General features: G+C 38.9%; 14 protein-coding genes and 1 tRNA gene. 2 read left to right on the top strand and 13 right to left on the bottom strand.

Annotated elements, in window-relative coordinates:
- From rplK to BUA72_RS01070, 3 genes are all read right to left on the bottom strand, one after another.
- The gene (gene rplK, locus BUA72_RS01080) at positions 1–447 is read right to left on the bottom strand and encodes a 50S ribosomal protein L11 (protein WP_034723381.1); all 447 of its coding nucleotides are present in this window, start codon (positions 445–447) and stop codon (positions 1–3) included.
- 236 nt (positions 448–683) lie between these two features.
- The gene (locus BUA72_RS01075) at positions 684–2291 is read right to left on the bottom strand and encodes a T9SS type A sorting domain-containing protein (RefSeq protein ID WP_072921414.1); all 1608 of its coding nucleotides are present in this window, start codon (positions 2289–2291) and stop codon (positions 684–686) included.
- Positions 2288–3040, bottom strand: coding sequence for a hypothetical protein (locus BUA72_RS01070; RefSeq protein WP_139259463.1), 753 nt, complete (start codon positions 3038–3040; stop codon positions 2288–2290). The genes BUA72_RS01075 and BUA72_RS01070 overlap by 4 nt, the downstream gene beginning before the upstream one ends.
- Positions 3041–3268: 228 nt before the next feature.
- On the opposite strand from BUA72_RS01070, the gene BUA72_RS01065 reads away from it, so the two are divergent.
- Positions 3269–5131 (top strand): BspA family leucine-rich repeat surface protein, encoded by a 1863-nt coding sequence (locus BUA72_RS01065; RefSeq protein ID WP_072921411.1) that lies wholly within the window; start codon positions 3269–3271, stop codon positions 5129–5131.
- Positions 5132–5278: 147 nt separating this feature from the next.
- On the opposite strand, the gene BUA72_RS01060 is transcribed toward BUA72_RS01065, so the two are convergent.
- The 7 genes from BUA72_RS01060 to tuf all read right to left on the bottom strand — a co-directional run bounded on the left by BUA72_RS01060 (position 5279) and on the right by tuf (position 9731).
- Positions 5279–5947: a hypothetical protein gene (locus BUA72_RS01060; protein WP_047453107.1), complete on the bottom strand. Its 669-nt coding sequence runs from the start codon at positions 5945–5947 to the stop codon at positions 5279–5281.
- 8 nt (positions 5948–5955) lie between these two features.
- Positions 5956–6603: a hypothetical protein gene (locus tag BUA72_RS01055; RefSeq protein WP_072921409.1), complete on the bottom strand. Its 648-nt coding sequence runs from the start codon at positions 6601–6603 to the stop codon at positions 5956–5958.
- 12 nt (positions 6604–6615) lie between these two features.
- Positions 6616–7233 (bottom strand): hypothetical protein, encoded by a 618-nt coding sequence (locus tag BUA72_RS01050; RefSeq protein WP_047452856.1) that lies wholly within the window; start codon positions 7231–7233, stop codon positions 6616–6618.
- 378 nt (positions 7234–7611) lie between these two features.
- Entirely contained in the window at positions 7612–8154 is a 543-nt protein-coding gene (gene nusG, locus BUA72_RS01045; RefSeq protein ID WP_034702030.1) for a transcription termination/antitermination protein NusG, read from the bottom strand.
- 17 nt (positions 8155–8171) lie between these two features.
- Positions 8172–8378, bottom strand: a complete 207-nt coding sequence (gene secE, locus BUA72_RS01040) for a preprotein translocase subunit SecE (protein WP_034702507.1) — start codon at positions 8376–8378, stop codon at positions 8172–8174.
- A 12-nt stretch (positions 8379–8390) separates the two neighbouring features.
- Positions 8391–8461: transfer RNA gene (locus tag BUA72_RS01035), tRNA-Trp, on the bottom strand.
- A 55-nt stretch (positions 8462–8516) separates the two neighbouring features.
- The gene (tuf, locus tag BUA72_RS01030; protein WP_047452857.1) at positions 8517–9731 is read right to left on the bottom strand and encodes an elongation factor Tu; all 1215 of its coding nucleotides are present in this window, start codon (positions 9729–9731) and stop codon (positions 8517–8519) included.
- Positions 9732–10062: 331 nt separating this feature from the next.
- Here tuf and BUA72_RS01025 point away from each other — a divergent pair, with 331 nt between their 5' ends.
- Complete coding sequence (locus BUA72_RS01025; RefSeq protein ID WP_072921407.1) at positions 10063–11565, top strand: DUF4394 domain-containing protein; 1503 nt, start codon at positions 10063–10065, stop codon at positions 11563–11565.
- An 84-nt stretch (positions 11566–11649) separates the two neighbouring features.
- Here BUA72_RS01025 and BUA72_RS01020 read toward each other — a convergent pair whose 3' ends face one another.
- The 3 genes from BUA72_RS01020 to BUA72_RS01010 form a co-directional block, all read right to left on the bottom strand.
- The gene (locus tag BUA72_RS01020) at positions 11650–14748 is read right to left on the bottom strand and encodes an efflux RND transporter permease subunit (protein WP_072921405.1); all 3099 of its coding nucleotides are present in this window, start codon (positions 14746–14748) and stop codon (positions 11650–11652) included.
- Between the two features lie 198 nt (positions 14749–14946).
- On the bottom strand, positions 14947–16032 hold the full coding sequence (locus BUA72_RS01015; protein WP_047452860.1) for an efflux RND transporter periplasmic adaptor subunit: 1086 nt from the start codon (positions 16030–16032) through the stop codon (positions 14947–14949).
- Between the two features lie 3 nt (positions 16033–16035).
- On the bottom strand, positions 16036–17277 hold the full coding sequence (locus BUA72_RS01010; RefSeq protein WP_083544094.1) for a TolC family protein: 1242 nt from the start codon (positions 17275–17277) through the stop codon (positions 16036–16038).
- Positions 17278–17442 lie beyond the last annotated feature (165 nt).

Raw genomic sequence — 17442 nt, 5'->3', positions numbered from 1 at the left:
TTAAGCGTTAAAAGTTGGTTTAGTTCCTGTTACTCTTAATCCCATAGATCTAGCAGTACCTGCAACCATAGAAACTGCAGAATCGATTGTAAAGCAGTTAAGGTCAGTCATTTTATCCTCAGCGATTTTCTTCACCTGATCCCAAGACACAGAACCTACTTTGTTTCTGTTTGGTTCACCGGAACCTCCCTTGATCTTAGCTGCATCCATTAATTGGATCGCTGCAGGTGGAGTTTTAATAACGAATTCAAAAGATTTGTCTTCGTATACTGTAATTACTACAGGTAAAACTTGCCCTGGCTTATCTTGGGTTCTCCCGTTAAATTGCTTACAAAACTCCATGATGTTCACACCTGCAGAACCCAATGCTGGACCTACTGGTGGAGAAGGGTTAGCTGCGCCACCTTTCACCTGAAGCTTTACCATTTTAAAGACTTTCTTAGCCATTTTTAATTTTTTTAGTTTGAATAATTAATGAGTTTGGAAGCATTTATTATTCAGCAGATTACCGACTCACATACAGTAAATCTACTTTTCGGACTGCAAAATTATGAAATATTTTTGAATTAGCAAATAATAATTCTCTAAATACATGAATAAAAGTCAAATATGCAGAAAAAAAAATTACTGCTCATTTCTGAACAGTAATTAACTTGTTATGAATAATTAATTTTACTTGATTATTATTTTTTGATAAACTTTTCGGTGACCACTTTATTTTTGGTTTTGATTTCCAATAAATACATTCCTGACGGAATAGACTGTACATCTATTTTTTTAGCTTTTCCTTCAAGGTTTATGATTCTCTGCCCGGAAGCGTTATAGATTGAAACCGACACCACTTCATCACCCGTCTGGATATTGATAAAATCACCTGTAGGATTAGGATAAATTTTAAATGAATCCGAAGCAGCTTGTTTTATTTCTCCTTTCATCTTCGCTTCCGTTTTCATCACCTGCTTTTCCACTATATTTTTACTGGTAGCTAAAACTGAATTATCGGTATAGGCATAAAAATATCCGTTGTCTACTTTTGTATCCGGTAAAATTAAACAGTAGCCATCTCCTTCTATTTTTATTCCATTCCAGGAAGAATCATTGGCCGATCTCACATCCGCGCCTTCAATGATAAAATTACTTCCGTTCTTAACAATTACTCTGCTTTGAGGAGCCATTATTAATTTACAGGTGGTCTTTAAACTTGAATTATTATCGATTTTAACATTTGAATAATTCCTGAAGTTGATATCCCACAGCTCATTAGAATTTACATTTAAAGAGGTATTTTTAAATGAGTTTTCTGTAAAATACTGTCTTACATTGGTTATGGATGCCGTCTGAAACATCAATGAAACATCTTCAATACTCAGATAATCGTGATTCCCCGCAGAATAGCTCATAAGATTTGAACCGCAGTCATGATGATACAACCCAAGATTGTGTCCTAATTCATGAACCATTGCTCTCGCTCCCAAATCAGAATAATACCACTGCTTGACAGTTTCCCAGGTAGGGCTACCGAAAACAGGGTTACCTACAGCATTATGTTTCCTGTGGAGAAAACCGTTGTAAATATCCGGCCAGGACTGTCTCAATTTTGTATCAAACTGATAATAAGATGGAAACTCTGAAGCAGCCCAGCCTAAAGGCACCTGAGTATAGTTCCCGTTTTGGAATTCAGAATAGATCTGCCCGTTATTGGCAAATGTAATGTTGATTCCGGGAGGAATGCTCGGATCGTTATCATAATACGAATAGTAATAGGTAGATCCCGGTATTAAAATACTGTTATGATCATAAGGATCATTGTTGGCCGGGTTAAAACCTGTTATGAGATAATCCCATGCCGGGTCTACTTTCCAGATTTTATTGACGATGACTCTCATTTTGGTATCGGAGATCTGCTGGGTAGAATTTTCACATCCGTTTACCGGATTTCCCAGATTGGCAAGCCGATAGTTGATCATATCTACAAGACTGTTGAGAAATGCAGTATGTTCAGGATTATTCTGTTCAAAATTACCTGTCCCGTCCGGTTTGGTAGGAAAAATAAAATTTAATTTCACATAGATCACATCATCACTTAGCTGTGGGGTGTATTTAGGATTATTGTGACCATTCTGATTGTAGTACAATGACGTATTCCCGCAATTCGGACTGTTTTTTTGTAATTCGCCGGTAGAATTCTTCTTGCTGGTATCTATTATACAAGCTCTTGACTGAGTGTCGGTCTGTGATTTGAAAGTAACGAATACATTGCATACAATTAAGAAAAAGAGAACTTTTTTCATAATTTATTTTTTTCTAATTGTTGTATTTTTTCGTTTTGCTTTTCTACCTTTTCATTTAAATCAATCAAATGTAATGTCAGCTCTTCTATTTTTTTCAACAAAAGAACATTCATTTCTTTTAATTCAACGCCGTTTTTTACCACTTCTTCTGCTGAAGGTACTTCAGGAAGGTGCTTATTTAAAGTTATAAATTTCTTCACTTCATTTAGAGGCAGCAATTTATAGCTGTCACTAAATACATAATCTGCCCAGCCATGAACATTAGCAAATTCAACTTTAATTTTTTCAGTTTTAATTCCATCTTTCACAAACAGTCTGTAGCTGTTACAGTCTGAGCAAGAGGCCAGAGAAGAATTGTAAGCATTAACTCCCATCAAAATTTTCCCGTTTTCTCTTGCTGAAAATATGGGATATTGCCAGTTTGCAGTAGATATGGATAAAAGCCCAACATCATTAGCCTGCGGATGAACACTTTTAATCCACACCACGTCTGTTCCACTGTTCCTGTTTTGGGTTTCATCAATGATGTCGATCCCATCTCCATCTACCGTATTGGTCTTGAAAAACATTCTGCCATCACCGATTCTAAGCCGTTCAGCATTATTAGTCTTAAAGACTAAATCTTTATTATCCGTTGTACCGATAAAGTTTGTGGCAGGATCTGTAGCTGAATTACCCGTTAATGACCAACTTTGAGCTTTGTTAAAAGCCATGCATGACAAGAATGTCAAAAGAAAAATTTTCTTCATGTTATTAATTTTAGTTTTTGGTTTAGTTTACTTCATTAAAAATAATTAATATTTTTTAATTATAAATATCCCGGAGGCTGTTTTAAGAAAATTTAATCCTTCATTCAAAGCTCATGGAAAATTTCTGTTTCCTTATTGAGTATATACCGAAAATGATGAATTTGAGCACTAGTATCTGTAGCTTAGATCATTATCATTTTTTTTCTACATTTACAAAAAACGAAATCTATGAAACTGAAATATTTACTTCTGAGTATTTTTCTACTGTTTTGTTTTAGTATCAAAGCACAAAATGATTTTATCACCGTATGGAAGCCCAGTAATACCGGCTTTATTCCTACACAAAGTACCTCTACTCAGATTTACTTTCCCGGAGTAGGAACAGATTATAAAATTTACTGGGAAGAAGTTGGATATCCTGCCCACAATGCAACATTAACGAATGTAACAACCGTTCTGGGAATGCCTCTCCTCATCGACTTCGGAGCTCCTCTCAACCCTGTAGCCAATAATGCTACCTATACTTTAAAGGTAAGCTCAGACAATGGGAATTTTCACCGCATCTGCTTTTTCATACCCACCGTGACTGTACGCGGAGACATTCACAAAATTACCGAAGTTGTACAGTGGGGAAACATTAAATGGTCCAGTATGGAAGGCGCGTTTAATTACTGCACAGAAATGGATGTCACCGCTACTGATATTCCTTTTTTAGACCTTGTCACTAATATGGCAGGGATGTTTGCCGGATGTTATAAGCTGCTTGGCAATTCTTCTTTCAGTGATTGGGATGTCTCCCATGTGACCAATTTGAGCTCCTGTTTTTACAATGCCACATTATTCAACCAGCCTGTAAGCAGCTGGAACATCTCCAATGTTACGGATATTTCTTTACTGTTTTATGGCGCTACCCAATTTAATCAGCCTGTAGGAATCTGGAATACCTCGAATGTAACCAATATGCAGGGAACCTTTGGATTTACCTATCAGTTTAATCAGCCTCTTGCCAACTGGGATACTTCAAAAGTTACCAATATGAACATTATGTTTTCTGATGCCATGATCTTCAATCAGCCTATTGAAAACTGGGACATTTCAAAGGTGACCGATATTTCATATATGTTCAATTCCACGCAGATGTTCAACCAGCCTTTAGCCAACTGGAATACATCCAGTGTTACTAATATGAAATCGCTGTTTACGAATGCATATAAATTTAATCAACCTATCGGAAACTGGGACACATCCATGGTTACCGACATGTCCGGGGTCTTCAGGGAAACCAGAGCCTTTGATCAGCCTGTTGCCGGCTGGGACACCTCAAATGTCACCAATATGCTTGATATGTTTGCAGAAGCAGAAAAATTCAATCAGCCTATTGGAAACTGGAATACGTCAATGGTTACCAACATGAGCAACATGTTTACCCGAGCCCTGCTTTTTAATCAGCCTATAGGAAACTGGAACACCTCAAATGTAACCAATATGTATGCTATGTTCAGCGACAATCCGATTTTCAACCAACCTATTGGCACCTGGGATACTTCAGCCGTAAAGGATATGCGTACGATGTTTAAAAACGCCACTGCATTCAATCAGGATTTGGGAACCTGGAATTTATACGCTGTTACGCAAATGAATGCTATGCTGGATTCCTCCGGTTTATCATGTAATCATTATAATTCGACATTACAGGGCTGGGCTAACAGTATTTCCAGTCCTAACAACATGTCCTTAGGCGCATCCGGCCTGGTGTACTCTACCCCTCAGGCATTAACAGCAAGAAACAATCTGACTAATTTTAAAAACTGGACCATTACGAATGACACCTACAATCCGGAATGTAATGTACTTGCCACTTCTGAGGTGAAAAAAAGTAATTTAAGTATCTATCCAAATCCGGTAAAAAACACTCTATTTTTCACAGAAGAAGTATCTGATATAGAGATTTACACTTTGGACGGAAAACTGTTAAAGAATAATCTGAACGGAAAATATGCAGATGTTTCAGCGCTGCCTAAAGGAGTTTATCTGCTGAAAGCAACAGATAAAGCTCAAAATATAATACAGAAAAAATTTATAAAGGATTAATTCAGACGCAGCATACCTATTTTGAATATTCCCCACAGTAGATCAGTCTCCTTACTTTTTGTCTCATTATTACAACAGATTTATAGCACTAAAAAAGCCACATCCTCAGATATGGCTTACTATATTGTTCAAATATTAATCTTCCGATTAAAATCCTGAAGGCTTATTCACTGTACGTGCAGAACCGTTTGTTCCTCCAAGATCGGTCGTGATATCGGTGATGTTCTGTTTTGTGATCAGCCTTTTGTATGCCATCAGATAAAGATCTATGGTAAAATTATTGTAAGTTCTTGCCGGATTGGCAGAGGTAAGAGCAATAAGCTTGCTGTCTGTAAACCTTGCTCTGATGTGCCATGTTCCTTTGCTTTTGAATGCCGTCACATCAGGAGATCCCTGCCTGTTATCATTGGTCCCGTTGTCCCCATAGTCAAGAGCTACGTTGGTGGTTCCATCATTCATTTTAAATGAGTAATTGTGAACTACGACAAGGAACTTATCTGCATCAATTTTGGTATCATAGTCCGAAATTCCAGCTCCAGAAATTCCTGTAAGAGAAAGTTTAAGATAATTAAACAGTCCGCTGCTTTCCAAAGTAGGATCATACAACTGAAGTGAATTTTCGGAAGTCGCCAGAAAACTCCCTCCGGTCATTGTAGGTTCTCCCGGACTTCTAAGATACAGAGTGTTTGTATAAGTTTGACCGTTCACATCCAGTGTTTCTTTCGGATCCGTGGTTTTAATCCCTACTCTTCCGGACTGGGCATTCATAAAAATTCCCAGAAACAGTATCACTATAATATAAATTCTTTTTTCCATGATCATCATTATTGAAGCCCTAAAGGCGTGTTAGTTGAAACTCCTGAATAAATCGGTGAAGCCGAAGCAGAAACAGATCCGGTGAATGTTCCCCATTCTTTTACCAGAGACTTTTCAAAGACGTTCAATGTAAGCGTCCATGTTCCGTTTGTAGAAGATACTGTACCTGCACCTTTAAAGCTTAAATTGATCGCATGATAGGTTTTTCCTCCACTTGTCACCTGCGTTACTTCCGTAGAATAAGCCCCGAAAGACTTAGGACTTGTAGAAGTATTCACAGCCGAAACGGCATTGGAAAATACAGCGCCAGTGATGGCCACTACATATTTGCCGGTTTCCAAACCTGTGTTCAGATTAATAACTTCATCCTGGCTTACATTTTTCAGAATAACATTGTAGGTATTTACCGGTGCTACATTACGAAGCGAAATATCCAGCATCTTAATTTTCCCTACCGGAGAAGTATCTTTTGAACGGGTCAAAAGAAAATAATTTCCCCTTGCCGGTGAGTTGACAGTGTCTACAAGATAAGATTCCACCAGAGTTTCTCCGGCTACATCCAAAGTTCCCTGAGGATTAGCAGTATTAATACCCACTTGTGCATGAAGTCCTAAAAAAGAACCTGCTAAAAGGAATAATGTGGTGATTTTTTTCATTATGTTGTGTTTTTATTGAATTAATGGAGCTGCAGCAGCACCAGTAGTAGAAGTTCCTAAATCCTGTGTCGTATTCAGTTCTTTTGCATAGGCTTTGTCAAAAACCAGCAAATTCAGCGTCCATTCTCCGGTAGGAAAAGAATTATCAGGGGCAAATCCCTGGTAATCTGCTTTCAGTTTCCATGTTCCGCCGGAAGGATAGGCGAAAATCTGCGGTACCGGGGTCAACCAATCTGCAGAATAGGTTCTCACCGGCTGTGTAAATCCGAAAGAAGAAATCACAACAAGAAATTTGTTTGAATTGATCTTGGTATCAAACTGATTCACCCAGTCTTTATCTGAAGCATCACAAGTGATTTTAAACTGAATAAGATTAATGGGTGCCGGAGAGTTCGGTACAAAAGTATCATTGTAAGCCGTAATTTTGTTTTCCGGAGCCGGAGACTTGATCACGAAGGTATAATTTTCATCAGCTCCTAATTTTTCTAAAGGACTTTTGAAGATCATTCCTGAAGTCTTCATCGTTCCGTTTACTGTCAGATCTTTTTCAGGTTTTGAAGTGTTTATACCAACCTGAGCGCTCACGAATACAGTGCATGCAAAAAGCACCATCGAAATAATTTTAGTCATTGAACTTGTATTGTGTTTGTTTTGTTAATCTTCCATCATTTCATTTTCCTTTCCCATTTCAAAAAAGCATACAGCTTTCCTATACTCTGCTATGCACAGTATACCATTTAAAAGGATAAAACTTTATGGATTAATTGGGTACTACTTTACAAGAAGCATGCCACATGAAAATAAATCAAAAAATAAATCTTTATCTCGATAAAAATCTATTACTTTATCACAAATCAGTGAAAACTAAATAAAAACAAACACTCTTTTATACGAACTTTACAATGAACACCTATTAAGATATAGCATTTTAATAAATTAGTTCCAAAAGTTTAAGCACAAAAAAAGACCGCTCAAAAAAGCGGTCTTACTATATTTTAAAAGTATGTGTTATACTTTTTCTACCTGCATATAGCTCAACTCCATTGGAGTTTTTCTACCGAAGATCAATACAGAAACTTCGATTTTCTTTTTGTCTTCAAGAATCTTCTCAACAGTTCCGTTGAATCCATTGAAAGGTCCGTCAATTACTTTAACGTTTTCACCTACAATGAATGGGATCTCAACATCGCTTGCAAATTCTGAAAGCTCATCCATTCTTCCCAACATTCTGTTTACTTCAGACTTTCTCATGGGAACAGGATCACCTCCTTTCGTCAAGCTAAGGAAAGATATTACTCCCGGAATGTTCTTAATCGCGTGAGGAATTTCACCCATCAGATCAGCTTCGATCATCAGGTATCCAGGATAGTAAGGCTTCTCTTTAGGAACTTTTTTTCCGTTTCTAATCTGTATAACCTTTTCCATAGGAATAACCACTTGAGTAACGTACTGCTCAAACCCTAAACGTTTGATTTCTGTCTCAATATAGTTTTTCACTTTATTTTCCTGTCCGCTGATCGCTTTCAGCACATACCATTTCAATTCGCTCATTATGGGAAAATACTTTTTTAGTTGAACACGTTAATTAGCATTCCAATTATGTTGCTGATTGCTTTTGAAAACAATTCATCAACTCCAAAGGTAAACAATGCCAAAATCACTGTAGCTATAGTTACTACAATAGTCGAAGACTGAAGATCAGCCCACTTTGGCCATTCAACTTTATGTCTGAATTCGTTATAAGAACCTTTTAAAAAATCAACAAATGAACTCATAATTAATATTTGCACGGGCACAAGGATTCGAACCCTGATCAACGGTTTTGGAGACCGGTATCCTACCATTGGACGATGCCCGTAGATAAAAAGCTTCCGGAGAGTTTCCTTCCGGAAGCTTTATTTATTTTAAGATGATTAGTCTAAGATTTCAGTTACCTGACCTGAACCAACTGTTCTACCTCCTTCTCTGATCGCAAATCTAAGACCTACGTTAAGAGCGATTGGCTGTAACAATTCTACAGTGATCTCTAAGTTATCACCAGGCATTACCATTTCTACACCTTCTGGTAAGAAGATCTCACCTGTAACGTCAGTAGTTCTTACGTAGAACTGAGGACGGTACTTGTTGTGGAATGGAGTGTGACGTCCACCTTCTTCCTTAGAAAGGATATAAACAGATGCTTTGAATTTTTTGTGTGGCTTAACAGAATCTTTCTTAGCGATAACCATACCTCTCTTGATGTCAGTTTTTTCAATACCTCTCAACAATAGACCTACGTTATCTCCAGCTTCACCTCTGTCAAGGATTTTTCTGAACATCTCAACTCCTGTAATAGTAGAAGTTAATTTTTCTTCACCCATACCGATGATATCAACAGGATCACCTGTGTTGATAATACCAGCCTCGATTCTACCAGTTGCAACAGTACCTCTACCTGTAATAGAGAATACGTCTTCGATTGGCATCAAGAAAGGCTTATCAGTATCTCTTGGTGGTTGCTCGATCCAAGTATCAACAGCATCCATTAATTGCTCAACGCTTTTGAACCATTGATCATCAGTCTTAGCACCTCCTTCTGCAGTAGCAGCTGTAAGAGCACCAAGTGCAGAACCTTGAATTACTGGAGAGTTATCACCGTCGAAATCGTAAGTAGACAATAAGTCTCTAAGTTCCATTTCAACAAGCTCTAATAACTCAGCATCATCTACCATGTCAACTTTGTTCATGAAAACAACGATTCTAGGTACGTTTACCTGACGACAAAGTAGGATATGTTCTCTAGTCTGAGGCATAGGACCGTCAGTTGCAGCACATACTACGATAGCTCCGTCCATTTGAGCAGCACCAGTTACCATGTTCTTTACATAATCCGCGTGACCTGGACAGTCAACGTGAGCATAGTGTCTTTTTTCAGTTTCGTATTCGATGTGAGCAGTATTGATAGTAATACCTCTTTCTTTTTCTTCTGGAGCAGAGTCAATTGCAGAGAAGTCTTTTTTCTCAGCAAGACCTTTGCTAGCTAATACAGCAGAAATTGCAGCTGTAAGAGTAGTTTTACCATGGTCAACGTGACCAATAGTACCAATGTTCAAGTGTGGTTTGTTACGATTAAACGTTTCCTTTGCCATGATTTAAAATTATTTATTTTATTATTTTTCAATTTTTCGGTGTGCAAATATAATGATTTTTTTACATACAAAACCTTTTTCATTAAAAAAGTTTTAATATTCAAATCAAAGAAGCACAAACCTTATATTTCAATGTATTGAGACTGCAAATTTACACAAATTTCCGGATTGAAAAAAATCATCCCTACCCTTTTTAGTTCAAATTATAAACTATCTGATTCGTTCTGAATAGTATAGAAGCCTAAAATATTTTTTTATCCATAAAATTCACTACAAAAAAACCGCTTTAATCGTTTTCTCGTACATACTATAAACCATTAAAAATAATATTATGAGAACATTATTACACTTCTTTCTGGTCATGATGACCGTGACGACATTTTTTTCGTGCGACAATTCCGATGATCAGATGATGATGCCGGACAGCAATGTAACCGGACCTGATCTTATGGCTTACGGACTTACCGGAATGAATGAACTTGTTTCTTTCAATGCCAATAATCCTAAAACATTTGCCGCTAAAACAGCCATTACAGGAATTACAGCCGGCGAAAAACTCATGAGTATAGATTTCAGACCGGCTACCGGAGAATTATACGCACTGTCGAATGCCAGCAAATTATACATCATCAATACAGCCAGTGCTTCTGCAAGAATGGTAAGCGCTACAGCTTTCACACCTGCAGTTTCCGGAACGATCGCTTCTATTGATTTTAATCCAACGGTAGACAGAATCCGATTGGTGAGTAATACCGGACAAAATTTAAGACTTCACCCTGAAACGGGAGCCGTGGCAGCAACCGATACCAATATCTCCGGTGCAGGAACGCCAAGCATTAACGGGGTAGCCTATACCAACAGCAAAGCAGGTGCTTCCTCCACTGTTTTATACGATATTGATCCCGTTTCCGGAAAGTTATTTAAGCAGGATCCTCCTAATAACGGAACTTTAGTGGAAGTAGGAAGTCTTGGAGCTACTTTCTCAGGACAGGCTGCTTTTGATATTAAATTTGATAACAGCACCTCTTTACTGGCCTTAAACGAAAAATTACATGTGCTGGATCTGAACAGCGGTAAAGCCACTTTTATAGGATCTTTTCCACAGGCTATTATAGATCTTGCGATTCCTACTGAAGCGGTAGCTTATGCCATCGATAATTCAAATAATCTTCAAATCTTCAATCCAAACAGCCCGATGCCGGTTTCAAAAACAGTGGCAGGACTTCAGACCGGAGAAAATATTTTAGGAATAGATTTCCGTCCTTTGAACGGGCAATTGTATGCTTTGGGAAGTTCAAGCAGAATTTATACAATTAATTTAGGAACCGGGGCTGCTACGGCTGTGGGAAGTTCACCTTTCGCTACTTTACTGGCAGGAACGGATTTCGGATTTGATTTCAATCCAATGGTTGATAAAATACGCGTCGTAAGCAATACCGGACAAAATCTTCGTTTAGATCCTGTTACCGGAGGTATCACAGCAGTAGACACGACTATCAGTCCGGTTACAGCGATGATTGGTGCTGCAGCTTATACCAATAATTTTGCAGGTGCTACATCTACTACTCTATTTGTGATCGATCATAATACAGATAAATTATACCAGCAAACGCCTCCGAATAACGGAACTCTGGTAGAAACCGGTTCTTTAGGCATCAATATTACGAATGCGAACGGTTTTGATATCGGAAGTGCAAGCCAGAAAGCGTATCTGATGGCTACTGTAGGAACCTCAACGAAATTATACACCGTCAATACAACATCGGGAGCTGCAACAGCCGTTTCTGATTACCCTAATACCGTAAAAGCTTTTGCTGTAGGATTAGGATTTTAAAAAGACTCATAATAATTATTTCGATACCAAGAAGCGCGGAAAACTATGTTTTCCGCGCTTCACTTAATATAGATAGAAGAAATTTTAAATCTGTTGGGACTTCTTTGTTCTGTTGAAGATCCAGAAGATAATCGGGAAGATCAAGAGTGTTAATACCGTCGCTGTAATCAATCCTCCGATAATGACGATGGCTAAAGGTTTCTGAGACTCCGAACCGATCCCTGTGGACAATGCAGCCGGCATCAATCCTATCGAAGCCATCAGGGCAGTCATGATAACAGGGCGGGTTCTGGATTTTACCCCATTTAATATGGCATTATCCAAAGTCAATCCGTCCTTGACATTCTGATGAAACTCTGTGATTAGGATGACTCCGTTCTGGATACAGATTCCGAGCAGGGCAATCATTCCTACTCCTGCGGAAATTCCGAAATTCATTCTGGTCAGGTGAAGGGCAATAATTCCCCCGATCAGTGCGAAAGGTACATTCGCTAGTACCAATAACGAATCTTTCATATTTCCAAACAGGATAAACAGTAAGAAGAAAATTCCAAGAATACTGATCGGAACTACCTGCGCAAGCCTATGTGAAGCTCTCTGCTGATTTTCAAACTGACCTGTCCATCCGATGGAATAGCCATCCGGAAGATCAATATTCGCTACTTTTTTCTGCGCATCGGCAATGGTGCTTCCCAAGTCACGGTCACGGATCGAGAATTTAACCCCGATGTATCGTTTAATATCATCTCTGTAAATAAATGCGGCTCCGTTATCTTTTACAATGGTACTGATCTCTTTCAGTGGAATTTTTGCGCCACCCTGTGTAGGGACCATTAATGAAGCGATATCATTCTCATCCTTTCTGTATTCCTGGGAATAACGGAGACGGATCGGAAATTTTCTTTCCCCGTCAAACATTTCCGAAGCAGTTTTCCCTCCGAACGCCATTTCCAACACTGATTGTGCATCATCCGGCATTACACCATAAGCCGCCATTTTATCTCTGTCCAGCACCACGCTTACTTCCGGCTGTCCGATATTTTTAATGATTCCCGGATCTTTTACCCCTTCTACATTTTTGATCTGTTTTAATACCTGATCAGCCAGTTTATCTAAAGTTTCGAGATTGTCTCCGTAGATCTTGATTCCATTTTCTGCTTTGAAACCGGCTACGGCTTCTGCCACATTATCTGAGATCGGCTGGGAATAATTAAAGGTAATTCCCTGGTAACTTCTGAGTTTTTTATCAATCTCTTCAATCAGTTCTTCATAGCTGATCTTCCGTTTCCATTCATCTTTAGGCTTAAGGTTGACAGCAAACTGTACAAATCCGAATCCGTTCGGGTCTGTTCCGTCATTACTACGTCCTGTCTGAGCCAGCACATCGGTCACTTCAGAGAAGCTCATAATATCTTTCTTTAAAAGATCTGCTGTTTTCAATGATTCCTTTAATGATGAACTCATCGGCATTTCCGCGGTGATCCAGAGTGAACCTTCATTCAGCTGCGGCAGGAATTCCGTTCCTAAGAATTTTCCGGAGAATAAGGTGACCACCATGAAAGATATGGCAACAATTAAACTCATCTTTTTATGTCTAAAGGTATAGTTGAATCCTTTTAGTACAATTCTGTCCCAGAAATTGACAAACGGATTGTTTTTTTCTCTTACATTCTTGTTTAATAGGATGTGGGAAAGAACCGGAACCAGCGTCAGTGTAAATATCAATGCTCCTATTAGTGCAAATCCTAATGTAAATGCCAGCGGCGAGAACATCTTTCCTTCCACTTTCTGGAATGAGAAAATAGGAATCAGGGAGGTGATGATAATTAATTTTGAAAAGAAGATCGCTTTTCCTAAGCCTGTTCCTGTCTGCTTGATCCAGCCTCCTTTTGAGAGTTTATTAAATTTTTCTGTTCCGTATTTGAGGGCTTTGTGGTCGAGCATCACAAAGAGCCCTTCCACCATGACGACGGCTCCGTCAATAATGATCCCGAAGTCTACCGCTCCCAATGAAAGCAGGTTCGCACTCATTCCGGCGAGTTTTAAGCATAAAAATGCAAATAACAGGGACAGCGGAATAATAATGGAAACGATAAATGTCGTTCTCCAGTCCGCCATAAAAATCAGGACGATCACCGTAACCAGAATGATTCCCTCGATCAGGTTGTGCATCACGGTGTGCGTCGTAAAGTCCATCAGGTTATCACGGTCGTAGAACGTTACCATTTTGACATCTTTCGGAAGGACTTTTTCATTAAGTTCTTTGATCTTCGCTTTTACTCCAACCAGAACTTCTCTCGGGTTCTCCCCTTTTCTCATCACCACAATTCCTTCTACCGTGTCTTCATGTTTATTTAGACCGGCCTGCCCTACTCTCGGCATAGAACTTTCGTGGACATCTGCTACATATCTTACCAGTACTGGGTTTCCGCTGTCATTCTGGATCGTAATATTTCCAATGTCTGCCACAGATTTTACAAGACCTATTCCTCTTACCACATAGGCCTGTCCGTTTTTCTCGATCACATCACCTCCTACATTTAAATTGCTTTTGGTAACGGCATCATACACCTGAAGCGGCGTCAGATTGTATTTATCCAAAGCTCTCGGATCAATACTCAATTCGAAAACTTTATCCTGACCTCCGAAAACATTGATGTCTGCAACGCCCGGAACCCCTCTCAGTGCACGGTCGATCACCCAGTTCTGCAGGGTAAGCAGCTCTCTAGAATCCTTTGTTTTACTTTCCAGGGTATATCTGAAAATTTCCCCGGTAGGCCCGTAGGGTGGCTGAACTTCCGGATCCACCTCATCAGGAAGGCTTACGGTTCTTAATTGGTTATTCACCTGATTTCTGGCGAAAGTATCATCCACCCCATCGTCGAAAAGAATTTTAACGATAGAGAGCCCAAACATCGTGGTACTTCTCACACTCGTTTTCTTCTGGACCGGGCTCATGGCCAATTCGATGGGCGTAGTGACAAAACGTTCCACTTCTTCTGCGCTACGTCCATTCCATTGGGTTATAATGACAATCTGGGTATTGGTAACATCGGGGAAAGCTTCAATGGGCATATTCTTGAAACTTATAAAACCCGCAATCGCCAAAATAGCTACCCAGATAAAGGTAAATGCTTTGTTTTTTAACGAGAAAGCAATTATATTTTTAATGAATTTATTCATGATAGATTAAGTTGGTGACCTAAAAAAGCCGTTGAAAGAAATATTATTTTAAGTCCGTTACTATTTTAATTGCACCATTAAGAAAAGTTCAGGTTTTAAGCTTGATTAAGGAAATATCTGAAGATATTTTTCAGCTTCCTTCTTATCTCTTCTTGTACCTTTTTACAGCTTAAAATACTCTTAATGGTTTAAAACGTATTAACTATTTAAAGAGCGATAAATCAATAACTGATTGTTGGTAATCACTTCTTCTCCTTCAGACAGGCCTCCGGATACATAGGTGATATCTCCCACCTGCTTTAATATCTTTATTTCTTTCACTTTAATATCGGTTCTGGATTTGAAAACAACGACAAAACTTCTGTTGTCATCGAAAATAACGGCTTTTGAAGGAACTGTAAGCGCTGTACTGTTCTCAGAACTTGATACTTTAATGGTTGCCTTACTTTCCGGGATCAGCAGACCATTAGCGTTATCCAGTACGACTCTTGCCTGCATGGAGTTGGTTTCGGGATCGATAATTTTGAATATCTTATCAATTCTTCCGTCAAAAACTTTATCCGGATAGGAAAGTGTGGAAACCTGCGCTTTCATTCCCAGGCTTATTTTATCAATATCAGCTTCATTTACATTCATGATGGCCCATACATTCGTCGTATTGGCTACGTCAAAAATATTTTCGCTTCTGTCGCTTCTCAGCTGCATATCTTTATTGATGTTTTTCTGAACGACATATCCGCTGATAGGGGCAAGAACGCTGTAGATATTTCCCTTTTTCACATTATAAACTGTACTTACGGCTGTAGCTCTCTGCATTTGGTCCTGGGCTTTCTGTACGACACTTCTGGCTTCAAGAACTTCTCTTTCCGTATTCAGCTTACCTTCGTACATTTCTTTGGCAACACGCAGATTATTCTGAGCCACCACAAGGTCTGTCTTCGCATCACTTACATCTTTCTGAACTTCGGCCAGCTCGGTACTTCTGATCGTAGCCAGCACTTGCCCTTTTCTCACGTAATCTCCAAGTTCGGCATTTACACTCAAAACATTTCCGCCTACTAAAGGATATACATCGATATAACTGTTTTTATCGGCAGAAATCTTTCCGTAAAAGCTGTATTGGTCTTCTATATTTTTCGTTTCCACTTTGGCGAGAGCGATAGAATTAAGCATGGTGTTGCTCAGTTCAAAACCTTTCTTTGCCTGTGGTGCTTTTTCTTCCTCTTTTTTGGTACATGATAATAATGAAAGGGCTATCAGTACAGGGATTATATATTTTTTCATAGCTTAATAGAAGATTTTCGTTTGTATTAGTTGATTAAGTTGTTCTGCCGACTGCATGATTTCATTCTTCATATCATAGATCTGGAGCGCCGTTTGTCTGTAGCTGTCCATGAAATCTGTAAATTCTATAAGGTTGACGTTTCCTTTTCTGAAATTTTTCAGCATTCCGTCATACACCAGTTCCATATTGCTAAGGTCTGTAGATTTGATCTCGGCAAGCTGGTCGTACTGGCTTTTCCAGGTTTTATAGGCAGACTGTACTTTGGTTTCAAGATTCAGTTTCTGATAATCAGCATTTTTCTGATTCTGCTGAATGGCGAAATTGGCTTTTACCACATTTCCCTGATTGGATTTCCATAAGGGTAACGGAATTCCCACCATCAGATTCACCTCGTTTTTAAAGGTTCCACCGTTCTGATCCCATCCGGCTCCTACATTAAGATCCGGAACATTCAGAGATTTCTGCCATTGTGCGTATAGTTTGCTGTTGTCTATTAATTTTAAAAAATATTGGTAATCGGAATTATTTTCCAGGGCTTTTTTCTTCAATTCATCTTCGTCTCCGAAAGGCTGAGCCGCAAGAATTTCTTTGGCATCCACCTCAGAAAGCTGGGGTTCTATATCATCTGAGATTCCTGTAAGGACTTTTAAATTCTGCTCAAATTCAAGGATGTTTTTATTGATGCCCAGTTTATCGTTATTAAGCTGGATCACGAGACTCTGCAGTCTTACTTCGTCTTTGAGGGAAACGTTACCTTTGGCAGATTGTGCACGGTAAGCACTTAAAAGGTCATTCATGTATCCTAACTGCTTATTGGTATTATCCAGTTTCAGTTTTTCGTAATACAGATTGAAATACCCTGCGTGAAGTTGAGTTCTGAGATCCACCAGAAGCTGCGAAAACTGAAGCTGGGCCAGTTCTTTGTTTGATTTTGCAAAAGCAATTTCGTTTTTCTTTTTTCCGCCCATATAGATCAGCTGGGTGATCTCTGCCCCTTTGGCGTGCCCTATATCAAAGGCTTTCTTACCTTCAGGATTGTAGGCGTTGATCTGTCCGCTTAGCTGTGGAAGTTCCCATATCTTAGCCTGCAGGATATCTGCATCGGCCATGTTGATGTTGTACTGTTCTGCGAGAAGCTGAAGATTGTTTTTCTGAAAAGCCTCTTCACAGTCCAAAAGTGACATCTGTTGCTGCCCTGCCATGAATGAGGAAATGGCAATAAACAGCCCTGCAATTTTGTTCATTCTATCTTTATTTATGGTACAAAATTGCCGCTATACGATTAAAACGACCTTAAAGGAGCCTTAAAAAAAAATTAAATTTGGCTTATGAACATCGATAAATGCTGTATTTGTCGGAAGAATTACAAGATGAAAGACAGGAAGCTCACTTATTACAGAAGTACAAAG

Origin of the sequence: Chryseobacterium sp. OV279, assembly GCF_900128945.1 — a bacterium.
Classification (GTDB): Bacteria; Bacteroidota; Bacteroidia; order Flavobacteriales; family Weeksellaceae; genus Chryseobacterium.
This window is presented reverse-complemented; position numbering and strand designations above follow the sequence as displayed.